This is a genomic window from Trinickia dabaoshanensis, from assembly GCF_002879885.1.
In the GTDB taxonomy this organism is placed as follows: Bacteria; Pseudomonadota; Gammaproteobacteria; order Burkholderiales; family Burkholderiaceae; genus Trinickia; species Trinickia dabaoshanensis.
This window is the reverse complement of sequence record NZ_PNYA01000012.1, coordinates 52,441-74,363: the sequence shown is the minus strand read 5'-3', so window position 1 is coordinate 74,363 and position 21,923 is coordinate 52,441. Positions and strand designations below refer to the sequence as shown.

At 62.4% G+C, this 21,923-nt stretch carries 24 protein-coding genes and 2 tRNA genes; 9 read left to right on the top strand and 17 right to left on the bottom strand.

Annotated features, from left to right (window positions below; genetic code table 11):
- The first annotated feature begins 53 nt into the window (after positions 1–53).
- A tRNA-Ser gene (locus tag C0Z18_RS14725) sits at positions 54–143 on the top strand.
- A 170-nt stretch (positions 144–313) separates the two neighbouring features.
- Here the strand turns inward: C0Z18_RS14725 and C0Z18_RS14720 are convergent.
- Together C0Z18_RS14720 and C0Z18_RS14715 are read right to left on the bottom strand one after the other, a co-directional pair.
- Positions 314–619, bottom strand: coding sequence for a helix-turn-helix domain-containing protein (locus tag C0Z18_RS14720; protein WP_102646158.1), 306 nt, complete (start codon positions 617–619; stop codon positions 314–316).
- Entirely contained in the window at positions 619–915 is a 297-nt protein-coding gene (locus C0Z18_RS14715) for a DNA-binding protein (protein WP_102646157.1), read from the bottom strand. Before C0Z18_RS14715 ends, C0Z18_RS14720 begins: the two co-directional genes overlap by 1 nt.
- A gap of 588 nt (positions 916–1,503) precedes the next feature.
- Here C0Z18_RS14715 and C0Z18_RS14705 point away from each other — a divergent pair.
- A complete protein-coding gene (locus tag C0Z18_RS14705; RefSeq protein WP_102646156.1) occupies positions 1,504–1,878 on the top strand; it encodes a hypothetical protein in 375 nt (124 codons plus the stop codon).
- On the opposite strand, the gene C0Z18_RS14700 is transcribed toward C0Z18_RS14705, so the two are convergent.
- Positions 1,875–2,414, bottom strand: coding sequence for a DUF4142 domain-containing protein (locus tag C0Z18_RS14700; RefSeq protein ID WP_158244240.1), 540 nt, complete (start codon positions 2,412–2,414; stop codon positions 1,875–1,877). The genes C0Z18_RS14705 and C0Z18_RS14700 overlap by 4 nt on opposite strands.
- 172 nt (positions 2,415–2,586) lie before the next feature.
- Between C0Z18_RS14700 and C0Z18_RS14695 the strand changes: the two genes are divergently transcribed.
- The gene (locus C0Z18_RS14695; RefSeq protein ID WP_102646260.1) at positions 2,587–3,246 is read left to right on the top strand and encodes a UdgX family uracil-DNA binding protein; all 660 of its coding nucleotides are present in this window, start codon (positions 2,587–2,589) and stop codon (positions 3,244–3,246) included.
- 153 nt (positions 3,247–3,399) lie between these two features.
- Positions 3,400–3,786: a hypothetical protein gene (locus tag C0Z18_RS14690; protein ID WP_102646154.1), complete on the top strand. Its 387-nt coding sequence runs from the start codon at positions 3,400–3,402 to the stop codon at positions 3,784–3,786.
- Positions 3,787–3,902: 116 nt separating this feature from the next.
- On the opposite strand, the gene C0Z18_RS14685 is transcribed toward C0Z18_RS14690, so the two are convergent.
- Positions 3,903–4,598 carry a helix-turn-helix transcriptional regulator gene (locus tag C0Z18_RS14685; RefSeq protein ID WP_158244239.1) on the bottom strand — a complete coding sequence of 232 codons (696 nt, stop codon included), beginning with the start codon at positions 4,596–4,598 and terminating at the stop codon, positions 3,903–3,905.
- A gap of 247 nt (positions 4,599–4,845) precedes the next feature.
- Here C0Z18_RS14685 and C0Z18_RS14680 point away from each other — a divergent pair, with 247 nt between their 5' ends.
- The 4 genes from C0Z18_RS14680 to C0Z18_RS14665 all read left to right on the top strand — a co-directional run bounded on the left by C0Z18_RS14680 (position 4,846) and on the right by C0Z18_RS14665 (position 8,563).
- On the top strand, positions 4,846–5,598 hold the full coding sequence (locus C0Z18_RS14680; protein WP_102646152.1) for a hypothetical protein: 753 nt from the start codon (positions 4,846–4,848) through the stop codon (positions 5,596–5,598).
- Between the two features lie 27 nt (positions 5,599–5,625).
- Entirely contained in the window at positions 5,626–6,213 is a 588-nt protein-coding gene (locus C0Z18_RS14675; RefSeq protein ID WP_158244238.1) for a C39 family peptidase, read from the top strand.
- Between the two features lie 212 nt (positions 6,214–6,425).
- Positions 6,426–6,923, top strand: coding sequence for an energy transducer TonB family protein (locus C0Z18_RS14670; protein WP_102646150.1), 498 nt, complete (start codon positions 6,426–6,428; stop codon positions 6,921–6,923).
- Between the two features lie 323 nt (positions 6,924–7,246).
- Entirely contained in the window at positions 7,247–8,563 is a 1,317-nt protein-coding gene (locus C0Z18_RS14665) for an MFS transporter (protein WP_102646149.1), read from the top strand.
- Between the two features lie 4 nt (positions 8,564–8,567).
- On the opposite strand, the gene C0Z18_RS14660 is transcribed toward C0Z18_RS14665, so the two are convergent.
- Positions 8,568–9,707, bottom strand: coding sequence for an OpgC domain-containing protein (locus tag C0Z18_RS14660; RefSeq protein WP_102646148.1), 1,140 nt, complete (start codon positions 9,705–9,707; stop codon positions 8,568–8,570).
- 235 nt (positions 9,708–9,942) lie between these two features.
- Here C0Z18_RS14660 and C0Z18_RS14655 point away from each other — a divergent pair, with 235 nt between their 5' ends.
- Entirely contained in the window at positions 9,943–10,122 is a 180-nt protein-coding gene (locus C0Z18_RS14655) for a hypothetical protein (RefSeq protein ID WP_102646147.1), read from the top strand.
- Between the two features lie 31 nt (positions 10,123–10,153).
- Here the strand turns inward: C0Z18_RS14655 and C0Z18_RS33775 are convergent, their stop codons facing one another.
- From C0Z18_RS33775 to C0Z18_RS14590, 12 genes are all read right to left on the bottom strand, one after another.
- Positions 10,154–10,288 carry a hypothetical protein gene (locus tag C0Z18_RS33775; protein WP_269845313.1) on the bottom strand — a complete coding sequence of 45 codons (135 nt, stop codon included), beginning with the start codon at positions 10,286–10,288 and terminating at the stop codon, positions 10,154–10,156.
- Positions 10,289–10,599: 311 nt separating this feature from the next.
- Complete coding sequence (gene minE / locus C0Z18_RS14650; protein WP_102608594.1) at positions 10,600–10,854, bottom strand: cell division topological specificity factor MinE; 255 nt, start codon at positions 10,852–10,854, stop codon at positions 10,600–10,602.
- Positions 10,855–10,868: 14 nt separating this feature from the next.
- Positions 10,869–11,684 (bottom strand): septum site-determining protein MinD, encoded by an 816-nt coding sequence (minD, locus tag C0Z18_RS14645; RefSeq protein ID WP_102646146.1) that lies wholly within the window; start codon positions 11,682–11,684, stop codon positions 10,869–10,871.
- A 73-nt stretch (positions 11,685–11,757) separates the two neighbouring features.
- Complete coding sequence (gene minC, locus C0Z18_RS14640) at positions 11,758–12,504, bottom strand: septum site-determining protein MinC (protein WP_102646145.1); 747 nt, start codon at positions 12,502–12,504, stop codon at positions 11,758–11,760.
- Between the two features lie 134 nt (positions 12,505–12,638).
- Positions 12,639–13,169, bottom strand: a complete 531-nt coding sequence (locus C0Z18_RS14635; protein WP_102646144.1) for a GNAT family N-acetyltransferase — start codon at positions 13,167–13,169, stop codon at positions 12,639–12,641.
- 185 nt (positions 13,170–13,354) lie between these two features.
- On the bottom strand, positions 13,355–13,786 hold the full coding sequence (locus tag C0Z18_RS14630; protein WP_102646143.1) for a GNAT family N-acetyltransferase: 432 nt from the start codon (positions 13,784–13,786) through the stop codon (positions 13,355–13,357).
- A 220-nt stretch (positions 13,787–14,006) separates the two neighbouring features.
- Positions 14,007–14,978 (bottom strand): hypothetical protein, encoded by a 972-nt coding sequence (locus tag C0Z18_RS14620; RefSeq protein WP_146014012.1) that lies wholly within the window; start codon positions 14,976–14,978, stop codon positions 14,007–14,009.
- Positions 14,979–15,800: 822 nt separating this feature from the next.
- A tRNA-Ser gene (locus C0Z18_RS14610) sits at positions 15,801–15,891 on the bottom strand.
- A 129-nt stretch (positions 15,892–16,020) separates the two neighbouring features.
- Positions 16,021–17,316 carry a serine--tRNA ligase gene (gene serS / locus C0Z18_RS14605; protein ID WP_102646259.1) on the bottom strand — a complete coding sequence of 432 codons (1,296 nt, stop codon included), beginning with the start codon at positions 17,314–17,316 and terminating at the stop codon, positions 16,021–16,023.
- 132 nt (positions 17,317–17,448) lie between these two features.
- Entirely contained in the window at positions 17,449–18,750 is a 1,302-nt protein-coding gene (locus C0Z18_RS14600; RefSeq protein WP_102646140.1) for a replication-associated recombination protein A, read from the bottom strand.
- 54 nt (positions 18,751–18,804) lie between these two features.
- Positions 18,805–19,506 (bottom strand): outer membrane lipoprotein chaperone LolA, encoded by a 702-nt coding sequence (gene lolA, locus C0Z18_RS14595; RefSeq protein WP_233217315.1) that lies wholly within the window; start codon positions 19,504–19,506, stop codon positions 18,805–18,807.
- A 69-nt stretch (positions 19,507–19,575) separates the two neighbouring features.
- On the bottom strand, positions 19,576–21,885 hold the full coding sequence (locus C0Z18_RS14590; RefSeq protein WP_102646138.1) for a DNA translocase FtsK: 2,310 nt from the start codon (positions 21,883–21,885) through the stop codon (positions 19,576–19,578).
- Positions 21,886–21,923 lie beyond the last annotated feature (38 nt).

Genomic DNA, 21,923 nt, shown 5'->3' with positions numbered 1-21,923 from the left:
TGCGCGCTCGAATGCGGGCGCCGCATTGTTTTCGGGTTACAATCGCGCCTCTCGGAGGGCTGGCAGAGCGGTTGAATGCACCGGTCTTGAAAACCGGCAAGGCTTTACGGCCTTCGTGGGTTCGAATCCCACGCCCTCCGCCAGAAGCGGCCTGCTTTGGATCGTCCAAAATCATTCGGCTCGCTTTGCGCAAACCTCCCTTTGGCAAAGTTTTCCGCCGGTAATACCCCCGTTTTCCGCGGCAGGCGGAAGGTTCCTTTGCTAGAGGAACGTCGCTGATCGGTCAAACGCGTTGCTTCTTATGAAGTCGCTCTCACGCGGCAAGCTCGACCGTCAGTTCTGGATGTTTGAGGATCAAACGCAGGAGACACAACACCGCGCCCGACGGCGCGAAGCGTCCCTGCTCCCAGTCGCGCAGAGTGGCAACCGGCGTGCTGATCCGCTCGGCAAACGCGGGCTGAGTCATACCGGCAGCTTCACGCGCCTGGCGCACGAGCATCTGTTCGGGAGTCGTTACGCGGCCGACGCGCGCTTTAGCCTCTTCAAGTGCCTGGCGAAGATCCGGCAGCGATTCACCGGCATCGGCCTCAATGGCCTTTGCAATTTTCTCGATGTTCATCACACCACCTTTCGGATGTCTTTAGGAAGCATATTCTCGCGCTCGGCCTTCGCGTAGACCGCAACGAGCAACACGATTTCTTCATCGGTCAGATTGAAGTAAATCACGCGTGCGCCGCCCGACTTGCCCGTGCCGGCACGCTTCCAGCGAACCTTGCGAGCACCATCGGCGCCCGGAATCACGTCCCCGCCGTCAGGATTGGCAGCGATCCAGCTTATGAATTCGAGACGCTCGACCTCGGACCAGATACGCTCGGCTTGTTTCTGGAAGGTTGGGGTTTCGATCACGGTACGCATGCGTGCATTATACGGGATTCCCGTATGACTTCAAGCCTTGTATCTGGCAACGGCCCGCGCGAACCCAGCGCGCGAGTGCGCCACGATGTTTGGTGGGTACAACCGTCTCAATTAGCTGAACCCGGGGCCACGTCGGAGGTCAAGCGTCTGACGCTAGGCTAAGCCAAATCGAGTCACACACCACGGTCACCTCCACACCGCACGAAGGCTCAAGAACGAACAAAGCCTTCCGTCCCGCGGTGAAATCGGCGATGTGCTGATCGACTTGCGTTTGATCGACAGTCGCTTGGAAATCGTCTTTGCTGTCTACCCACCGCAACCATCGCCCGACCTCGGCGGGACGGAAACCGTGTCGCCGTCACGTACCGTTCCTCGAAATTCTCGCCGGCCGCCGCCAGCTCGAAAGCGACGGCAAAGCGCCGGCCCATATCCCGAGCGCTACCCGCGCTCGCAGTCAGCTTCCTCATTTCCACTCCATTTCACGCATTGAGTATCTCCCCCGGCACAATCGTTGCGCCACTTCACCGAATCCGATCACGCGCCTTTCACGATCTCGCGCGCGATCGCATCACCTTCGGAGAAACGAACATGGCGCCCGAGTCCAACGCTGCCCTCCCCCAATTCGACCGGCCATTCCGCTTGTTCGCAGCCGACGATCGCGTACTCGCGCAAAACGCCGCGGGCAAGGTCATCGACATCGGCGAAATCAGTTGTCACCCCGACGGCGCCTGCCGCATCGCGCTCGATGTCGATGCGCTCGATTCCGGTCCGCAACGCGACGCTCGCGCAGCCCTCCAAGCGCTCGTGCCGCTCTTGACCTATGACTACCTCGACGGACTCTTCACGAGCGAAGCCGACGCCAGATTCGAGGGTCTCTTGGAGACGCTTCCCCATCTCGAGTTCACGCTGGCTGAAACGGTGCCGCGCGAACTCGTCGATCGCCGGCCTCCGGAGCTCTTTTAGCGCCCCACGCGCGCCTGCGCGCCGAGCAGCGACTGCGCCAGCCTCAACTGCTCGACGCCCGCCGGACTGTTGTTGGCGGCGAACGCCTTTACGTCCGCGTCTTCGCCCGCCTGCGCTTCGCTTTCGTATAGGCCGTTGCCCATCCGGTGCATGTTCATTTGCGCCAGCAAGTACTCGCGGTCGAATAGCTTGCCGTTCAAATGCGTCAGTTCCTCGTAGAGCGTGCGGTTGGCCGGGTCCATCGCCTTGATGAGTTCGACGTGCTTGCGTGCAGCCAATTGCGTCAACTCGTCGTTGATTCGCGTGTGTTCCTGCGCGAGCCGCCGGCCATAGGCTTTCACGGCCGGATCGCCCGCCTGGTGTTCCGCGAGCTCCGCCATATCGACTTCGGCCGTCCCCACGCTCGCGGCCGTCAACATGAATTGCTGATCCACCGGGGTCACTTCGGCGCTCGATTGAAGCAGGGAGCAACCCGCCGCGATCAACGCGGCCAAGCCGGCCGCAACGACCGCATGGCGGTATTTGGAATTGAGCATCGCCCACCTCCTGGGTTGAGATGGCCGCCCCGCGCGCTTCGTCGGCGGCTGCCTACGTGCCTGCATACGCGATGCCCGGAAGGACCGATGAAGCGAGCCATCCGGACGGCTCGACAGACGGCCGCGGCGACGGCATGGCCATTGCTCGTGGTTCGGAGAACCGCTTCCCGCTATGACCACGGAACATCGCCCCGGGCGCCGATCGAGCCCCTCCATCGAAACAGATCCGGATCAACAGCCAAAGACGCTCGACGCGTGTCGGCGCTGCCTGCTATGGCACGACGCAACTCAAGGCGTCCCAGGCGCCGGCCCAGCGCATGCGCCCATCATGATGGTGGGCGAGCAGCCTGGCGACAGCGAGGACCGCGCCGGTGAACCGTTCGTCGGCCCCGCCGGACGGCTGCTCGACGACGCGTTGCGCGAAGCCGGCGTCACGCGTCGCGCGGTGTTCGTCACGAACGCAGTCAAACACTTCAAGTGGGAGCCGCGCGGTAAGCGACGCATGCACAAGACACCGGCGCAACGCGAAGTCGATGCCTGCCGCTATTGGCTCGAGCGCGAACTCGCGCAGGTCTCGCCCAGCGTCGTCGTCGCACTGGGGGCGACCGCGCTCAAGGCGCTGCTCGAAGACGCCCACGCCCGCCTACAAGCGCACTTCGATAAGACGACGCACCACAACGGACTCACGATCCTGGCGACTTGGCATCCGTCGTACGCCTTACGCGCGCCGGATCCCGAAACGCGCCAACGCGTCTACGGCGATATCGTCAGAACCCTCGCTCACGCCAAGCGCATCGCGCACGTAAGGCAATCCGGAAACGATGGCGACTGAGTCCTAAATCTTCGCGACCGCGCCAGTGCGGCGCGCGATCGGGGCGACCATGCCGTACCGCGTCGTTTCCATCGTTTCCACGGCCGGCGCGCCGACATCCGATAGCAAACGACGTCGCGCGCACGCGGCGGTCGTTCACCCGAGGACAATGTCATGACAGATCCCGTCGTACGCGTAACGAACCACGGCAGCATTCCCGTATGCATCGCCCACGATCCGAACTGGGACGATCAGGTGCTTTTCATCAACGGCCGCGCCGCGCAGCAAACGCGCTGTCTCACGACCGGCACGAACGCCCATCTCGGCATCCGGCTCGATGGCGATCAAGCGCCCGAGGAGAATTTGATGGGCGTCATCTTCGCCGACGCCAAGGACTTCGACGGCGGCAAAGCGGGCTTCTATCAATCGACGATCGGCCATGACCGCGAAACGGGCCTGCTATCCGTCACCGACGAATTCAAGTTCGGCACGCCTTCTTTGAAGTATTCGATTACGGATCAAACGAACGCGTCGCTCGACCTGACGTTCGTGGACGAGTAGCCCACGGTAGCCCAACGAGCCACGCCGCCGAGCATCCCCATCGCGCACTCGCTCCCCTCGGCGGCGATCTCCACGCCGTGCGCTCGATCCGCGGCAACCCGGCGAGCGATAGGCCGCTATTTGAGCAACCCCAATTCGATCGCTTTCACGCCCGCGGCACGGCTCGTATTCACCCCTAATTTCGTTCGAATATTCGCCAAATGAAAATTGATTGCCGATTGCGAGCAATCGAGAATAAGCGATATTTCAGACGCTGTTTTCCCAAAAACCCACCATTTCATGATTTCCGATTCTCTCGGCGTGAATTTCGGCAGAATCGATGCAAAATACCGTTCGACGTGCGGCAGTGCCGTTTCGATCGCCGCATCGCGCACCCAGCCGAGCAGCGCGAGTTGCGCCATCGCCTCGCGCCGCGCGATCTCGGTATCGGCGCCGCTGGAAAAACTCAACATCCCCGATTTGCACCGCGGCCCGTGCACGGGCAACAACACGCCCCAACGCAGCCCCGCATCGCGCACTTGCCGGTATAGGTCGCGCTCGCCGGGCGCGACGTACCACTCCTCGCTCCAGAGCACGGCGCTCGTGTGCGCACAGGCATAGCCAAGCAGCGGACACGTCCTCGCCGTTTTTCCGTTTCGATAGAGGCGCACCATGCCCGGCGCGCAGTTGCTGCGGACGAACGCGTCGTCGCAGTGCAGGCCACCGCCGGGCAGTAGCACGAACGTGGTGTAATCGAAACCCACGCTACGGCCCGCGCTCGCGAGCGCGTCGAACCAGTCGGTCAGCGCAGCGGCATCGCGCAACCGTGCCATCGCTTCATCGATCGAATCGAAAGGCGCATACGCCGCGTGAGGGCGTCGTATGGAATCATGCAGCGCTGGCATCATTTATCGACAGCCCTCGATTAACGAATGAATGACGAATTCAAGAAAAGGTTACCGAATAACTAACGGCTTTACAAAAGAGTTGATAAGTGTTTTTCTCCGTATATGAGACGACCGCATTCGACCTGTTCGGTTCGTTCGAAGTCGCGGCGCACGCCTCATGAGGAGTGTTTTTGTGAAAAATCGTCAATGGGCGGCGGCGTGGTTTAGTTTGCCCGCAGCCGTCGTGTGTGTCGTCTCGTTTTCTCCTACCTGCTCGAATGCGGCGTCCGCATCGGCTGCCGATGCCGGCCTTCTAGCCCTACAAAGCGGATCCCCTCAACGGCGCGCGGCCGTCGCCGGTTTGGCAACGCTCGTTGCGCGCTTGCCGGACTCGGCATCCGGGGCCGGGGGCATTCGCCGTCTTTTTGGAATCGCCGACGATCGCACGCTGCGTCAGGCCAAAATCGGCGAAGGCTTCCAAACCTATCTCGTCGATCCGAAACCGTTGCTCTCCGGCAAACCCGTCGGCGAGAGCGTGTATGGCAGCGGTGTGTGGCGCTTCGTCGTCATGGCAAACGGCCAAGGCATCGGGCTCATTACCGTCGCACCGGTGAATGGTGCTTGGACAATGGTCGAAGCCGGGGCGAGCGAGCTTGCCCGCGATATCGCGTCAGTCGCCGCGCGCTACGAGCAGCAAGCACCCACGGCGCGTCTGCGCTTCGTCAGAAGCCGGCAAGCCGTCGCGGACTTCATCGAAGTACGTCCGGCCGCCAGTCCCGATGCGAAGGGCAAGCTCGGCGAACCCCTCTACGTGCCGCTAATGAGCGCACGCACCCTCGCCGCCGCTGCCGCTGCGCCCGGCGCCGCCCTCACGGACGCTCAGCTCGACGATGCGCTGCGACACAGCGTGCGGCGCGCGATGCACGATCCGCGAGTCGGACATTGACGCGCAAGCCCGATCAGGAGATTTGTCGTGAACACCGTCATCGCCGCCTGCCTTACGGGCGGTCTAGTCATCGGCGCAGCCGAGCCGCTCGTGCCCGCAATCGCTCAGCAAATCGACGTCCCGCACGTCACTCAGCAGCATAGCGAATGGTGTTGGGCCGCCGACGCCAGCGCGGTCCTCTCGTATCGCGGCGCATCGAGCACCCAGTGCGGGATCGCCAATTGGGTGAACTCGATCGGATATGCCTGCACGAGCGCGCCGTTCGATTGGAACGACAGCGCCAACTCGCCGGATACGCTCACCGGCACGACCGGCATCAGCGGAATCCTCTGGTCGCTCGGCCGGCGCGATTCGCGCTACTACGACGGAGCGATCTCGTTTGGCTTGGCTATGCGCAGCATCGACCAGCGCGAGCCTATCGTCGTCCTTTGGACCTGGCCGAACGGCGGCGGCCATTTCATCGTCGTGGACGGTTATGACAAGCGCAACCAAGCGCTCTACTTCATGAATCCGTGGCCCGGCGAAGGTGCGGGGTACGGCGACTACACATGGATGCTCGGCGGCACCGGGAACATGGGCACACACACCTGGGCCGAATCGCTCATCGTGTATTGACGGCCTCGCCTGCCGCAGCCACGCGATTCGCGCGTATTTCTGCAACCGATGCAGACATGGGTACGCGCCCGTGCTCGCAAGGCTGCCTGCTGTGGGCGCGCGCACGATCGTCATGAAAATCGGGATGCGAGGAGGCGGCGCATTGCCTACGCTGAAGAGACACCGCCTCGCGCTCGATCCCATCCAGCGCGCAAGTTATCTCGCGAGCCGCCATGACAATCGATTTCGTGCGCTATCCCCGCGCTCTGACGTGCTTGGCCGCATGCGCCGCATTGCTCGTCGCTTCGGCTTGCACGTTCACCCCACCGACGCGTCCCGCTGCGGCCACGCTGCCGCCGCCCGCGGCTGTCAATAGCGTGACGCTGGACCAATACCGCGACGCGGTTGCCAAGCGGATCGCCGAGCGCAGTCCGTCGTATCTCGAGCGGCGGGCGCCGCAAGCGATGCTGCGTTCGCTCGTCGTCGTGGCCTTTACGGTCGACCGCGACGGCAGGCTCGTGCGCTCCTCGGTCTATCGCACGAACGGCGACGACGAAGCCGAAGCGACCGCGCTCGCCACGTTGCGCCGGGCCTCTCCGCTTCCGGCCCCGCCCGCTAAACTGCTGAACGGTCTCGGCCAAGTCGAGATGATGGAAGACTGGCTCTTCAACGACGACGGCAAATTCCAATTGCGCGAGCTCGCATCGCCGCAAGCGCTGACGTTCGATTGAAGGCAAGTACGTTACGGGCGTGCGTTGGCGCCTATTGCGCACGCTCGTTATAATTTCCCGCACCGCGCAGCCGGACCCTCCGGCCATGTTTGCAGCGCGCCGCCTACCCGGTGGCACGCCGATGAACCCGACGCCGCCTCGCCCGCGCCATTCGCGCGCCCTCGCTTGTCGAATCGCATTTCCGTTTTTTCCCGCCGTTTGCGCCGATCGCTCGTGCTTTGATAGACGATCGCGCATTCGTGCCGCTACACCCGGCCCCACCCTGGGAAGCCGTCTGCGTGATCGCGCGGCGGTGCGCCCACTACAACTATCGGAGACCCGCTATGTCCGCTTCGACGTCATCGCCCGCCGTGACTTCCGAGTCCGGCGCGGCGAACGCATCGAGCCGCACGCGCATTTTGTTCGCCAGCTTCATCGGAACGGCGATCGAGTTTTACGATTTCTACGTCTATGCCACCGCCGCGGCGCTCGTCATTGGCCCTGTATTTTTTCCGCACGGCTCGGCGACGGCGCAGGCACTGTCCGCGTTCGTCACATTCGGCATCGCCTTCATCGCGCGCCCCATCGGCTCGTTTTTGTTCGGGCACTTCGGCGATCGCATCGGCCGCAAATCGACACTCGTCGCCTCGCTGCTCGTCATGGGCTTGTCCACGACGCTGATCGGCTTCTTGCCCGGCTACGACAGCCTCGGCTCGCTGGCGCCCGTGCTGCTGTGCATTCTGCGCTTCGGGCAAGGCATCGGGCTCGGGGGCGAATGGGGGGGCGCCGCGCTGCTCGCCACCGAGAACGCGCCCGCGGGCCGTCGCGGCTGGTTCGGCATGTTTCCGCAACTGGGGCCGTCGGTCGGATTTCTCGCGTCGAACGGCTTGTTCTTCGCGCTCGCGCTCGGGTTATCGGACGCGCAGTTCCGTTCCTGGGGCTGGCGCGTGCCTTTCATTTCGAGCGCGGTTTTGGTGGCGCTCGGACTGTATGTGCGTCTGAAGATCGCCGAAACACCCGCGTTCCGCGCCGCGATCGAGCGCGCCGAGCGTGTGCGCGTGCCGCTGGTTTCGCTGCTCGCGCATCACAGCCGCGCGACGCTCGCGGGCTCGTTCGCCATGGTCGTCTGCTATACGCTGTTCTACATCTCGACGGTGTTTACGCTCTCGTACGGCGTATCGACGCTGCATATCTCGCGGCAAAGCTTTCTCGGCATGCTCTGCTTCGCGGTCTTGTTCATGGCCCTCGCCACCCCGCTTGCCGCGTGGGCCAGCGATCGCTTCGGGCGGCGTCCGGTCCTGATCGCGGGCACGATCGCGGCGATCGCATCGGGCTTTGCGATGGCGCCGCTCGTCGGCAGCGGCTCGCCCGTGCTGATCACGCTGTTCTTGACGCTGGAGCTGTTCTTGATGGGCGTCACGTTCGCGCCGATGGGCGCGCTGCTGCCGGAGTTGTTTCCCACCGCCGTGCGCTATACCGGTGCGGGCGTTTCGTACAACTTGGGCGGCATCCTCGGCGCCTCGGTCGCGCCCTACATCGCGCAAATGCTCGCCGCGCGCGGGGGCTTGGCGTGGGTAGGCGGCTATGTGTCGGTGGCGGCGACGGTCAGCCTCATCGCGGTCCTCGCGATGCGCGAAACGCGCGACACCACGCTGACCTGACGCCTCACGGTTCGCGCCCGCCCCGCACCGCCCGTGCATCGGATTGCACGCGCACGAGCCGGGCCGCCGGCGCGACGCTCGGCACACTATCTCGCCGCATCGTCGCGATCCGAGCCAACATCCATAGCGCCGCGATGGCGGCGAAATCGCCGACCAATCGAGCCAACACGTTCGTGTCGGCCCGCGCGAGATGCAGGGTGCTGTCGACGACGATCGATACGACGGTGCCGCCGACGAAGCAGACGAGCCCCTGTTTTCCGATCGTGACGAGCGCGGGCAGGCGCTCCGCCAAGTTCCGCAGCCACCCCGCTCGAGCCGCTTGCGCGCACAGCCAAGCGAGCGCGAGAAAACTGACGACACGCACGCTCGCCAAATTCTGCTTCATATAGCCGGGCGACGGATGGCTATCGATACACACCTTCACGAACGTGAACGCAAGCGCCAAAGCCAAGGCCGCGCCCGTGAGCGCGCGCCCGACGTTGGAAGTCTGCATTTGCGTGGGAACGGGATGCAGCCGGCACAGCAACCCCAGCATGAACAACAATTGCCACGCGAACGGATTGAACGGCCAATCGGCCACGCCGGGCAGCCTTGCGGCGAGCCATGGGGCACCGAGCCACACGGTGAGACTGACGGCAAAAAGCGCGACCGGCATGCGCCTCGCGAATGGCACGACAACCGAAACGCTCAGCGCATAGAGCGAATACATCGGTAAGACCGCGGACAGAAACGGTTGCCGGCGCAGCAGCGTGATTTCGGCGAGGCCTTGCAACGGCCGATGCGCGAAATCGGGCCAGCCCGTTTCCGCCACGAGTTGTCGAGCGATCGGCAACCGAGCCAAGACGGCGCCGCAGCCCAGCATCAACGCGGCTGTCAGCAGGTACGCGCGGTAGATCTCCCAGGCGCGCTTGACGAAGCGGCGCCGCGCAGCCCCTTCGCCGCGGCGCGCCGAGATATTCGCGTAGCCCGACGCCGAGGCATAGCCGCCGAGAAAGACGAAGACCTCGGCAGCGTCGCAATACGCATAGTTGTGCAGCGTCACGTGCGACAGCATGCTCGCGGAAATATGATCGATGGCGATCGCGATCAACGCCATACCGCGTAGCAAATCGACTTCGATCGACCGTCCAGCGGACGAACTCATTGATAGGCACCCCTTTCTCGCCGGCCGCTCTCTTCGGCCCATCGACCTTGGTGCTACCCGAGCGAGAAAAATTCCTCGACCGAACGGGTTTATTACATATTGGGGTTCACCCTTTTATACGAGCGATGCGAGCATCGGGATTTTTCCGGGCTTGCCCGGGCAAACCGCCTGTCTATACTGGGCTCGACGCACTATTTCGCGTCATGTTTCGCACCGTTCGCACAGGGGAACGACGATGAACATTCGCATCGATAACGCCGATATCGTGGCCATCCTCGCGCTCGCCTTGCTGCTGGCATTACTGCTCGCGATACGTTTCCGGCCGAAGACATGGCTCGCCATCGTCATGGAAGCGTTGCTCGCGAACGCCGCGGCATTCGCCACCGTCATTGCCCTCGAAACGCTGCTGGCCTGACGGCTGCCCCCGCGCGGCGCTGCGCATCCGCTCAGCGCTCGTAATACCAACCGTGGTGGTACCCGCCGTAATAGCCATAGTACCCAGGCGCGGGGGCGATCACGCATCCGCTCAGCAGCAACGCAACGAGCGCGCCAGCGATCCAGAGTCCTTTCGAGCGTTTCATGTCCTTCTCCTTTCGTCGCTATTCGTGGATTCGACGGCTATGTCGAATGAATGCGATTGAACAGCAGGACAGAGCCGCCTCGCGTTGCAATTTGTAAGCACGGCGCGGTCATTATTACAACGAATGCGATGTGCGATGGCGTCGTTATTGCCGGGCGGCGCGGGGATGGTTTCGGCGGCAACACGCCGCCACAGATTTAACAGACCGGTAAACGAGTGAAGCGCGGGCAGGCGGACAAAAACAAAGGCGCGGCGCCTTCCAGCACGCCGCGCCTCGATTCGTGCGCTGGCCGCGTGGCCAGCGATGCCTTGTTAGGCTTGGGGGATTTCGATCTTGACCTCGAGCACCTCGAGATCGTCTTGGCGCTCGAGGCTAACGCGGATATCGTCGTCGGAAATCTTCACATACTTCGAAATCACGGCGACGAGTTCCCGCTGCAACGCGGGCAAGTAATCGGCGGGCGGATGGCCACCGGCGCGCTCGTGCGCGATGATGAGCTGCAGGCGTTCTTTCGCGACCGCCGCGGACTTCTTCTTCTCGCCGAGCAAGAACGACAGAATCGACATAACGGGCGCCCTCCTTAGCGAGTGCCGAAGAGGCGTTGCAGCAAGCCCGGCTTCTGGTAATCGGTAAAGCGCAATTCCTTGTCCTCGCCGAGAAAGCGCGCGACGACGTCCTTGTAGGCCTCGGCCACGTCGGTGCCATCCATGTGGACGGCGGGCAGGCCTTGGTTCGACGCGTGCAGCACCGCTTCCGATTCGGGCACGACGCCGATCAAGTCGATCCGCAGGATTTCTTGAATGTCCGACAGCGACAGCATTTCGCCTTCGCTGACGCGCTTCGGGTTGTAACGCGTAATGAGCAGGTGCTCCTTCACGGGATCCTTGCCCTCGATCGCGCGTTTCGTCTTCGACGACAGGATGCCGAGGATGCGATCGGAATCGCGCACGGACGACACTTCGGGATTCGTCACGACGAGTGCTTCGTCGGCGAAGTGCATCGCGAGCAGCGCGCCCGACTCGATGCCGGCCGGCGAATCGCAGACGATATAGTCGAAGCCCATGCCGGCCAAATCGTTCACGACCTTCTCGACGCCCTCGAGCGTGAGCGCGTCTTTATCGCGCGTTTGCGACGCCGGCAGGATGAACAGGTTTTCGCACTTCTTGTCCTTGATCAGCGCCTGATTCAAGTTCGCTTCGCCTTGAATCACGTTGATGAAATCGTAGACGACACGGCGCTCGCAACCCATGATCAGGTCGAGATTACGCAGGCCGACGTCGAAGTCGATCACGGCCGTTTTATTGCCACGCAACGCGAGGCCCGACGCGAAGCTCGCGCTCGTGGTGGTTTTGCCCACGCCGCCCTTGCCCGAAGTCACTACAACGATTTTCGCCATTTCCCCTTACCCTGTATTCGTCAAATTCGTCCATTGAATCGACACGCTTTGGCGCGTCGTCGCGCGGCTCGGCTCACGTCAGCCGCAGCGGTTCGATCATCAGTTTCTCGTCGGACAGCCGGATCTGCACCGACTTGCCCACGACATCGGCCGGCAACGGATTCTCCGTGGTGCGATAGATGCCGGCGATCGAAATCAGTTCCGGCTCGAGGCACGTGCAAAAGATTCGCGCATCGTGATTGCCGTGCACACCCGCCAACGCGCGGCCGCGCAGCGGGGCATAAATATGGATATTGCCTTCGGCGATGACTTCCGCGCCGTAACTGACGAGCCCCAGCACGACGAGGTCGCCCTTCGCATAGACCTGCTGCCCCGAGCGCAGTGGCTTGTCGACGATGAGCGTCTGCGGCGCGGCGGCCGGTGTCTGTGCCGATGCCACGGGTTGGGCGGCCGCCGCCTCCCCCGTACTCGGCGAGTGCTCTGCTTTTCCCGCCGAGGCTCGCCGGTCGCGCGCCTCCACGAGCGGCAAACCGCCCGCGCTGGCCCATTCACGCTGCGCCTCGGCCGCGACGACGCCGATCGGCCGCATGCGGACGCTGTCGAGCAGCCCGGCGATATCGGCAATCGATGCGCGCTCGCTTTCGCCGAGGCGGCGTACGTCGATCGTGACCACCTCGCCCGAGAAGAACTCGGGGGTCGCCTCGAAACGGCGCGTCAGCTCATTTTTGAGCGCGTCGAGGTCGGTGGTCTTCACGACGAACTGAAGCGCGTCGACGGTGCCGCTGCGAAGTTCGAAGAAAGGCGTTTTGTTCAGCGACATGGGGCGTTACGGCAAAAAATTTTGCGTATTTTACAGGGGTCCACGCCACGGGCCAGAAATTTCGCGTTGGCATGGCTATGCGCGATGCATGCGTCGCATGGACGCATGCATCGTCGATCGAATGCGATGAGGATTTATCGGGGGCCGATTTGCTCGGGCTTGACGCTGCGCACGAGCAACGTCTGCCATTCCTTAGGCGCACGCGCGACGGGTTGATGTTCGCCCGTGGGTCCGTAGCCGAGCGCTTCGTAAAAGCGCATCGCGGTGCGATTGGCATCGGCCACCCAGGCGTAGATTTCGGTCGCGCCGCGCTGTGCCAGCCAGGCGGTGGCGGTGTTCACGAGCAATTCGCCGCCGCGCAGGTGCCGTACCGCCGGCGCGACCCACAGCGCGCAGACGAAGGCCTTGCGTTCGGCGGTCTCGTCGAAGTAAGCGCCGATGAGGCCCGCGGGATGGCCCTCGGTATAGAGGATGAACGTGGCCGAGCTTTCGGAGCTGGCGTAGCGCGCCGCCGCCGCGTCGAATGTCTCGGCCTGCTCCGCGAGCGCTTCTTCGAGCGTTTCGGCAAAGGCATCGGGCGCATCGCGCAAAGAAGCGACACGCAACTCGCGAAACATTGCGCCCTGATCAGCGGCTATACGGCGAACAGTCAGCGATGAACTCATGAGGCTCCGATTGTCGCGGATGGGTGGCTAACGCGTAGCTTCGTCCGAACCGGCGGGCGAGTCAAACCTTGTATTTAAACGGGAGATGAATCGCCCGTCCACCGTCGGATATTGTGCGGAGCACAAAAATCGCCCGCCGCCCGGAGGATACTTTGGGGTCCTCAGCATCCGGGGGCGGCTTCACGTTAAGCGGCGTAGATGCCGGGCCGCGCGATCTCCATGAACTTTTCCGGGCTACCGATCGATTGAAAACCGACCGGGCGATACAGTTCGTGGGCATCGCTCGTGACCAGCAAGATTCGACGCAGGCCTTTGAGTAAGTCGGATTCGAAGATGTGGCTTACCAACGCACGCCCGTATCCATGGCCGCGGTATTCAGGCAGCACGAAGACGTCACACAGGTAGGCGAAGGTGGCCATGTCGGTCACTAGCCTAGCGAAAGCCACTTGCCGATTCTCGACATAGCCGCCGAAGCAAACCGATCCTTCGATCGCGCGCTCGAGCGTTTCTCGGGGGATGCCCTTCGACCAATAGGCTTGATCGCGCAGGAACGCGTGGATCATGTCGATGTCGAGCGCGCGCTTGTCGCTCGAGATGTGCAAGCGGTCGTTGGCCATAGCGTCTCGGGGTGAGGGCCGCTCGAGAACGGAGGCTGGTTTCGGCGGCGCGGAGGCGATTATCGCAAATCGGTGAGAGACCAAAGAAATTTGCAAACCTCCTTCGCAACGCCGGCGACAGGCACGCCCATCGCCTTGATCTCGTCTCACACCGTGATAACTTCGCCGCCATGCGTGGTCTTGTCGTGAAGGCCGATCGCCCCTCGGCCGTTTTCCTCTGTCATGACGATTGCATTTCTTGGGATGTTTCAGCGATCGGCCTGCGCACAGCATCGTAGAACGCGCGGAACGACATCCGGTAAGCCACGACAATTCCGACGAGGACGACAACCGTCAGTATTGCGGACGCCAAACTAGCCCTGCGAAGCAGGATGCCCGCCAGTACCTCCAAGGACACAAAAGTCAGTAGCGAAACAAACACCACTGCCACAAGCGACGCCCCCAGTAAACGCCAGCCGTGCAGTCGACTGACATCACGAGGCAGGCCAAGCACTGTTCCCGCGAAGACTAAGGCGGTCGGAATGGCAACCGCGCCAATGTAGCTCATCATGACGAGCTTGAGATCGTCGTCGAAGAACGCCAGCAAAATGTGCATGGTTTGCGTCATGAGGAACAGTAGTACGCTAGCAAACAGCCAAGCCGCGAGACCCGCAATGCGCCGCCGTGCGTTATGGTGCACCGCCAGAGGTAAGGCGTCTTCGCGCAGCATGCGTGTAATGAACGACCACGCCAGCCAAGCGACAAGCGAATATAGGACTGTATCCAGCGGGGCCATGATCGTCACGATGAGGTTCAGACTCTCCCCACCATCGTTCAACGTTCGCATCAGCGCTTGAAACAGGAATATCCGCGCGATCTGCCAAGCCAGCAAGCATGACGCATAGATCGCCAGTAGCAACCCGGGGCGGCGAAACGCAAGCTGACCTCGCTGCTCTCCATGCCATTGAACAATCAGGAAAACCAGACCGGTTCGAAATACCAGGCCACCGATAAGATTGCCCATATCCACCGCCAGTACCTCCCGGGACAGCGAAGATTCTTTCACCAGGAAATAGAGGCCAGGTAGAAATGATGCAATGGCGACAACCGCTGCGATAACGGCTGCTGTCGCAGGTAAAGAGAGGGGGCGCGCTTGTGTATTCAAGTTGAATCCGGTGATAAATGATGTTTGACTACGTCCGTCGCTTCTCATGACACGTCTCGTCGAACGGCAAAAGCCGCGGCTGGATTAACGAGACACGCGTCAGCCTGCTTACGACGGTCCGGCTCGCAGGGCCAATCCGGACCTGTGCTTGATCGTCATTCGGATAGTCACCGCATGGCTAGGCCAGTGCACGATGCCGGCAGTCGGAAATCGCGCGAAAGGATTCGTCGCCTTCGAGGCGATTCACCAACAGGATCTCGTACGGGGCATTGCCCCCTGGAAATGACCACGTCAACAACCGATTGTGCTGCGTCCCCGTGGCGATCTTTCGAATATCATGGACAGACAAGTTCGTATTCATTGGCAAGCCTGACAAAGCAGCCGGCATACAGAGTCGCGCGATTCTACATAGATTTTCTTCAAATCCAAGTGCCGCAGAGCATTGTTAGGACTGGTCGAAAACTTGGCAAGCAAACATTGCCGACACATTTAAAATGCAAGGCAATTATTTCCAATCAATGGCACCAGTTCCTCAAAATAATGCCGTTGCACCCCTAACCGCCATAAGACGGTGCCGCTATGATTACTGGGACTGATGATCAATCGACTGCGGCGCTCTCGCCAGGAGTGTCATGACCGACCGGTGTTTTAAGCCCGTGATACCGTCGATGTGCTGCGCTGGCGAAGGCGAAAGTGGACTGCATTCATCCCAGAATGCTCGCTACTCGCACCGAGTTCTAGACGAGGTCGGCCGGCTCGAGACGTCGTGATGGTGAGCGCTTAAGTAAGGGACAATCTGATAGACGCAGCCATGGACTGAAATAGGAAAAGCCCCGCCAGTCATTGACTGTGCGGGGCTTTTCAAAATTCTGGCGGAAAGGGTGGGATTCGAACCCACGGTACGGTATAACCGTACACCGGATTTCGAGTCCGGCGCATTCGACCACTCTGCCACCTTTCCGACTTCTCGAACTAGGTTTCCCTGTTCGCTCCACCAAACCGGTCGTTGTTTGGCGAAGCGAAGATTATAGAACAGCTATCGCGACATTCCAAGCCCTTTTTCGCAAAAAGTTGGATGTCGCGCGGGCGATCAGTTCGCCGCCGGTTCGAGCCGCTCCACACCGCCCAGGTACGGACGCAGCGCCGCCGGCACCGTCACCGAACCATCGGCGTTTTGGAAGTTCTCGAGCACGGCCACGAGCGTGCGGCCCACCGCGAGACCGGAACCGTTCAGCGTATGCACGAGTTCGGGCTTGCCCTGCGCGTTGCGATATCGCGCTTGCATGCGGCGCGCCTGGAACGACTCGGTATTCGAGCAGCTCGAAATCTCGCGATACGTGTTCTGCGCCGGTAGCCACACTTCGAGGTCGTATGTCTTCGCGGCAGTGAATCCCATATCGCCCGTGCACAGGGCCACGACTCGGTACGGCAATTCCAGCTTTTGCAGGATCGTCTCGGCATGCCCGACCATCTGCTCGAGCGCTTCGTACGACGTCTCAGGTGCCACGATTTGCACCATCTCGACCTTGTCGAACTGATGCTGGCGGATCATCCCGCGCGTATCGCGGCCGTACGCTCCCGCCTCGGAACGGAAGCACGGCGAATGCGCCGTCAACATGATCGGCAACGCGGCGCCCTCGAGGATGCTGTCGCGCACCGTGTTCGTCAACGTGATCTCGGACGTCGAGATCAGATACTGCGTGACGACGTTCTCGCCGCCGCCCTTCTCCACACGGAACATATCGTCGGCGAACTTGGGCAACTGGCCCGTGCCGTACAAGACTTCCGGATTGACGATGTACGGCGAATACACTTCCGTATAGCCGTGTTGCTGCGTATGCGTGTCGAGCATGAATTGCGCGAGCGCGCGATGCAGCCGCGCCATCCCACCGCGCAGCATCGTGAAGCGCGCCCCCGAGAGTTTCGCGCCCGTTTCGAAGTCGAGCCCGAGGGCCGCACCGACGTCGACGTGATCCTTCACCTCGAAATCGAACTGGCGCGGCGTGCCCCAGCGACGCACTTCGACGTTGTCCTTTTCGTCGGCGCCCGCCGGCACGCTTTCATGCGGCAGGTTCGGCATGTCGAGCATCAGATTCGAGATGCGCGCCTGTACGTCTTCGAGCTGTGCGGCCGACGCCTTCATCTCGTCGCCGATACCGCCCACTTCCGCCATCAACGCCGTGGTGTCCTCGCCCTTGCCCTTCATCGCGCCGATCTGCTTCGACAAGCTGTTGCGCCGCGACTGCAATTCCTCGGTGCGGGTTTGGATGGCGCGGCGTTCGGCTTCGAGCGCCGAAAACGCGGCCACATCGAGCGTGTAGCCGCGAGCGGCGAGGCGCTTGGCAACGCCGTCGGGATCTTTGCGCAGCAACTGGATGTCGAGCATGGAAGCGAACTTTCGTGGAATGAAAACGCCGATTTTAGCGCACGCAAGCGCGTCGCCGCGTTCGGCGTTCAACAAAGAGACAGCACCAATCGATGCGCGCCGTTCACGTAACGCGATGCCGTCTGAAGCCGCCTATTCGTCCGCTTGCTCGTCCAGCTTCCGCAAAAACGCCAGCTTTTCGGCGATTTTGATTTCGAGCCCGCGCGGCACCGGCTGATACCAGTTCGGCTCACGCATGCCGTCGGGCAGGTAAGTTTCTCCCGCGGCGTATGCGTGCGGTTCGTCGTGCGCGTATCGGTATTCATGCCCGTAGCCCAATTCCTTCATGAGCTTGGTCGGCGCGTTTCGCAGATGAACCGGCACCTCGCGCGACTTGTCCTGCCTAACGAATGCCGTTGCCTGATTGTAGGCGTTGTAACCAGCGTTGCTCTTAGGCGCGATCGCCAAATAGATCACCGCCTGCCCCAGCGCCAATTCGCCCTCGGGCGAACCCAAGCGCTCATAGGTGGCGGCTGCGTCGTTCGCCAGTTGCATCGCTCGAGGATCGGCGAGCCCGATGTCTTCCCACGCCATTCGCACGATACGGCGCGCGAGGTAACGCGCATCGGCGCCGCCGTCGAGCATCCGCGTGAGCCAGTAGAGCGCCGCGTCAGGGTGCGACCCGCGCACCGATTTGTGCAGGGCCGAAATCTGATCGTAGAAGTTGTCGCCGCCTTTATCGAACCGGCGCGCGTTCAACGTCAGCGCTTCGCGGATGAACTCCGCGGTGACGTGGTCGGTACCAGACGCGCGAGCGGCCGCGCTCGTCTGCTCGAGCAAGTTGAGCATGCGGCGCGCATCGCCGTCGGCATAACCGACCAACGTGTCGGTGGCGGCCTCATCGATCCGCAAATGCGACAACACCTTCTCGCGGGCCCTCGCGACGAGTAGCTTCAGTTCGTCCTCGGTCAGCGATTTGAGCACGTAGACCTGAGCACGGGATAGCAACGCCGAGTTGACCTCGAACGACGGGTTTTCCGTCGTCGCTCCGATAAAGGTGACGAGGCCCGACTCGGCGTACGGCAGCAACGCGTCTTGCTGCGCCTTGTTGAATCGATGAATTTCATCGACGAACAAGATCGTATGCTTGCCCATCGCCAGGCTCTGCTCGGCCTGCTCCATCGCGGCCCGGATGTCCTTGACGCCCGAAAACACCGCCGACAACGCGATAAATTCGCACTTGAACGCCGTCGCCGTCAGCCGGGCAAGCGTCGTCTTGCCGACGCCGGGCGGCCCCCACAGGATCATCGAATGCGGCTTGCCCGACTCGAAGGCCAAACGCAGCGGCTTGCGCGGGCCCAGCAGGTGCGACTGACCGATGACCTCGTCCAACGTCTTGGGCCGCAGCGCTTCGGCCAGCGGCGCGCTAGGCTCTACCGAAAACAGATCTGACATGTTTCATACCGCGTTGAGCAAAGCCGATATCGAATCCCGCGCCACACGCGACGCTCAACCGTTGATCACATCGGCGCCCTTGGGCACCGTGAACTTGAATGAGCCCGGCTTCAAAGGGGGATTCTTTTGAATGTTCGAGAACGTGAGCAGCGTCACGTTGCCGAACACGTCGTGCAGCTCCATCGCTTCGAGGTTGCCGTCGCGAAAACCGATGCCCACGCTTTGAAACTGCGTGTCGCGTGCCTTCGGCGTCAATTCGAGCCAATCGATGCCACCCTTCACGCCCGCGTCGCGCAGCGTGAAGTTCTTATCGACATCGTTGCTGCCGAACAAAATCGCGGCCGGGCTCGCGCCGAGCGCACCGCCAAGCTTACGAATCGTGACTTGGTTCAGGTCCTTGTCGTAGACGTAAAGGTTATCGCCGTCGGCCTGCAACACTTGCGTGTACGGCTTGTCGTACGTCCAGATGAACTTGCCCGGGCGCGCGAACACGAACGTGCCGCTCGACGTGCCGCTAATGGTCGGCACCACCGAACCGCTCGCCGGCACGTTCTTCGGCGGCGCCTTCACTTCGCGTTGAACGAAATCGCCGCGTGCCGATTTCACCTGGGCGACGAACGCCTTCAACTGCTCGGTGCCGCTCGCGAATGCGGCACTCGCCGGCAGCAGCAATGCCGCGCCGAGCGCCGTCGCGCCCAGAGCGCGAACGAGCGAGGAACGAACGCGAGATTGGATCGTGTACTGCTTCGAATTCAAGATGACTCTCCGTAACTAATCGGAAACTGTGCGCGTCGAAGGCGGTTCCTGCGGCTCGGCCGCGTGCGGTCAATCGCTCTCGCGCGACGGAACGAGAATCTCGCGATTGCCGTTCGACGACATCGCCGAGACGAGCCCCGATTGCTCCATTTGCTCGAGCAGCCGCGCGGCCCGGTTGTAGCCGATGCGCAGATGGCGCTGAACAAGCGAGATCGAAGCGCGCCGGTTCTTGACGACGACTTCGACGGCCTGGTCGTAAAGCGGATCGGCTTCGCCCGCCGCTTGCCCCCCGGCCGCCGCCGAACCTTCGTCGCCCTCGCCCGCGAGGCCGCCTTCCAACAAGCCTTCGACGTAATTCGGCTCGCCCTGCTCCTTGAGCTTTTCGACGACGCGATGCACTTCTTCGTCCGAGACGAACGCACCGTGCACGCGCACGGGAAGCCCCGAGCCCGGCGGCAGATAAAGCATATCGCCCATGCCGAGCAGCGACTCGGCGCCTTGTTGGTCGAGGATCGTGCGCGAATCGATCCGCGAGGACACCTGGAACGCCATACGCGTCGGCACGTTCGCCTTGATGAGCCCCGTGATGACGTCCACCGACGGTCGCTGCGTGGCCAAGATCAAATGAATCCCGGCCGCACGCGCCTTCTGTGCGATCCGCGCGATCAGCTCTTCCACCTTCTTGCCGACGACCATCATCAGGTCGGCCAGTTCGTCGATGACGACGACGACGTGCGGCAACCGCGTCAACGGCTCGGGCGCCTCGGGCGTCAGGCTGAACGGATTGGGCAGTTTCTCCTCGCGCTTGGCCGCATCGTCGATCTTGTTGTTGTAGCCGGCCAGGTTGCGCACGCCGAGCTTGCTCATGAGCTTGTAGCGGCGCTCCATTTCGGCCACGGCCCAATTGAGCGCGTGCCCGGCCTGCCGCATATCGGTCACGACCGGACACAGCAGATGCGGAATCCCCTCGTACACGCTCATTTCGAGCATCTTCGGATCGATCAGGATCATGCGCACGTCTTCGGCGCTTGCCTTGTACAGCAGCGAGAGGATCATCGCGTTGATCCCCACCGACTTGCCCGAACCCGTGGTACCGGCCACGAGCAAGTGAGGCATCTTCGCCAGATCGGCGCAAACGGGATTGCCGCCGATGTCTTTACCGAGACCCATCGTCAGCTTCGAGGAGGCGGCGGCGTACACCTCGGAGCCGAGGATTTCCGATAGACGCACCGTCTGGCGCCGCTGATTCGGCAGCTCGAGCGCCATGTAGTTCTTGCCCGGAATCGTCTCCACGACCCGAATCGACACGAGCGACAGCGACCGCGCGAGGTCTTTGGCCAGATTGACGATTTGACTGCCCTTCACGCCCGTGGCCGGTTCGATCTCGTAGCGCGTGACGACCGGGCCCGGATACGCGGCGACCACGCTGACGTCGACGCCGAAATCCTTGAGCTTCTTCTCGATCAGCCGTGAAGTGAATTCGAGCGTATCGGCCGAGATCGTTTCTTGCGCGGCCGGCGCGGGATCGAGCAACGCGATGGGCGGCAACGTGGAATCGCCGGGCAGGTCGGCGAACAGCGGGACTTGCTTTTCCTTTTCGACGCGCTCGGACTTCGGCGGGGTGGCGAGCGGCGGCACGATCGTAACCGGCTCGTGCTCCTCCAGCCGCACGCGGCTTTGCTCGACCTTGCCCTCGCGCTTGACGGCGGCCGCCTCGCCCAGCTTGCGGTCGCGCCCGGCCTCGCGGCGCAATTTCGCGAACGTTACGGCCGAAATGATCGAATCGCCCACCCGTTCGGCCACCGACAGCCACGAGAAGCGGAAATAGAGCGACAGACCGATTCCAAGCGCGATCAGCAGTGCGAGCGTACCGCCCGTGAACCCGAGCGCATGGGAGACGCCGCGCGCGACGGCATCGCCGACGATACCGCCCGGCGCGCGCGGCAGCGGCAAACGCAGCGACCACATACGCAGCGCTTCGATGCCGTCGCTCGCAAGCAGCACGAGCACGAACGCGAAGGCGTCGGCAATCCAGGCGCCGTCGCGCGGCGCATCGTCCTCGGCCTCGCCGTGACGGCTCAAGCGCCGATAGTTCCCGCTGATACGGCGCACGAGCAGGACGACCCACCAGTAGGTGGACAGCCCGAACAGCAGCAAGAGGATGTCGGATGTCCAGGCGCCGACGCGCCCGGCCCAGTTCGAGATGCGATCGACTTGGGCCGCGTGCGTCCAGCTTGGATCGTGGCGGCTGTAACTGACGAGCGCCATCACGAGGAACACGCAAAGCGCGACCTGCAAGATCCAACGGATTTCGGTGAAAAGGCGCGACATGCGATGCGGTAACGCTTGCGCAGGCGCCGTATAAGGAGCTTTGGCCATGAATCCGTAGCAGCATGGCGGGTGCGCCCGCCAGGAGT

What these genes read in the sequence shown, in the direction of transcription:
- C0Z18_RS14665 (WP_102646149.1), top strand. Translation starts at nt 7,247, where the DNA reads ATGTCCGCTTCGACGTCATCGCCCGCCGTGACTTCCGAGTCCGGCGCG.
- minD (WP_102646146.1), bottom strand. Translation starts at nt 11,684, where the DNA reads ATGGCGAAAATCGTTGTAGTGACTTCGGGCAAGGGCGGCGTGGGCAAA.
- C0Z18_RS14670 (WP_102646150.1), top strand. Translation starts at nt 6,426, where the DNA reads ATGACAATCGATTTCGTGCGCTATCCCCGCGCTCTGACGTGCTTGGCC.
- C0Z18_RS14715 (WP_102646157.1), bottom strand. Translation starts at nt 915, where the DNA reads ATGCGTACCGTGATCGAAACCCCAACCTTCCAGAAACAAGCCGAGCGT.
- C0Z18_RS14590 (WP_102646138.1), bottom strand. Translation starts at nt 21,885, where the DNA reads ATGGCCAAAGCTCCTTATACGGCGCCTGCGCAAGCGTTACCGCATCGC.
- C0Z18_RS14695 (WP_102646260.1), top strand. Translation starts at nt 2,587, where the DNA reads ATGACCACGGAACATCGCCCCGGGCGCCGATCGAGCCCCTCCATCGAA.
- C0Z18_RS14600 (WP_102646140.1), bottom strand. Translation starts at nt 18,750, where the DNA reads ATGTCAGATCTGTTTTCGGTAGAGCCTAGCGCGCCGCTGGCCGAAGCG.
- C0Z18_RS14620 (WP_146014012.1), bottom strand. Translation starts at nt 14,978, where the DNA reads ATGAGAAGCGACGGACGTAGTCAAACATCATTTATCACCGGATTCAAC.
- C0Z18_RS14705 (WP_102646156.1), top strand. Translation starts at nt 1,504, where the DNA reads ATGGCGCCCGAGTCCAACGCTGCCCTCCCCCAATTCGACCGGCCATTC.
- C0Z18_RS14690 (WP_102646154.1), top strand. Translation starts at nt 3,400, where the DNA reads ATGACAGATCCCGTCGTACGCGTAACGAACCACGGCAGCATTCCCGTA.
- C0Z18_RS14655 (WP_102646147.1), top strand. Translation starts at nt 9,943, where the DNA reads ATGAACATTCGCATCGATAACGCCGATATCGTGGCCATCCTCGCGCTC.
- C0Z18_RS33775 (WP_269845313.1), bottom strand. Translation starts at nt 10,288, where the DNA reads ATGAAACGCTCGAAAGGACTCTGGATCGCTGGCGCGCTCGTTGCGTTG.
- C0Z18_RS14700 (WP_158244240.1), bottom strand. Translation starts at nt 2,414, where the DNA reads ATGCTCAATTCCAAATACCGCCATGCGGTCGTTGCGGCCGGCTTGGCC.
- C0Z18_RS14660 (WP_102646148.1), bottom strand. Translation starts at nt 9,707, where the DNA reads ATGAGTTCGTCCGCTGGACGGTCGATCGAAGTCGATTTGCTACGCGGT.
- C0Z18_RS14685 (WP_158244239.1), bottom strand. Translation starts at nt 4,598, where the DNA reads ATGGCACGGTTGCGCGATGCCGCTGCGCTGACCGACTGGTTCGACGCG.
- minE (WP_102608594.1), bottom strand. Translation starts at nt 10,854, where the DNA reads ATGTCGATTCTGTCGTTCTTGCTCGGCGAGAAGAAGAAGTCCGCGGCG.
- C0Z18_RS14720 (WP_102646158.1), bottom strand. Translation starts at nt 619, where the DNA reads ATGAACATCGAGAAAATTGCAAAGGCCATTGAGGCCGATGCCGGTGAA.
- C0Z18_RS14630 (WP_102646143.1), bottom strand. Translation starts at nt 13,786, where the DNA reads ATGGCCAACGACCGCTTGCACATCTCGAGCGACAAGCGCGCGCTCGAC.
- minC (WP_102646145.1), bottom strand. Translation starts at nt 12,504, where the DNA reads ATGTCGCTGAACAAAACGCCTTTCTTCGAACTTCGCAGCGGCACCGTC.
- C0Z18_RS14635 (WP_102646144.1), bottom strand. Translation starts at nt 13,169, where the DNA reads ATGAGTTCATCGCTGACTGTTCGCCGTATAGCCGCTGATCAGGGCGCA.
- serS (WP_102646259.1), bottom strand. Translation starts at nt 17,316, where the DNA reads ATGCTCGACATCCAGTTGCTGCGCAAAGATCCCGACGGCGTTGCCAAG.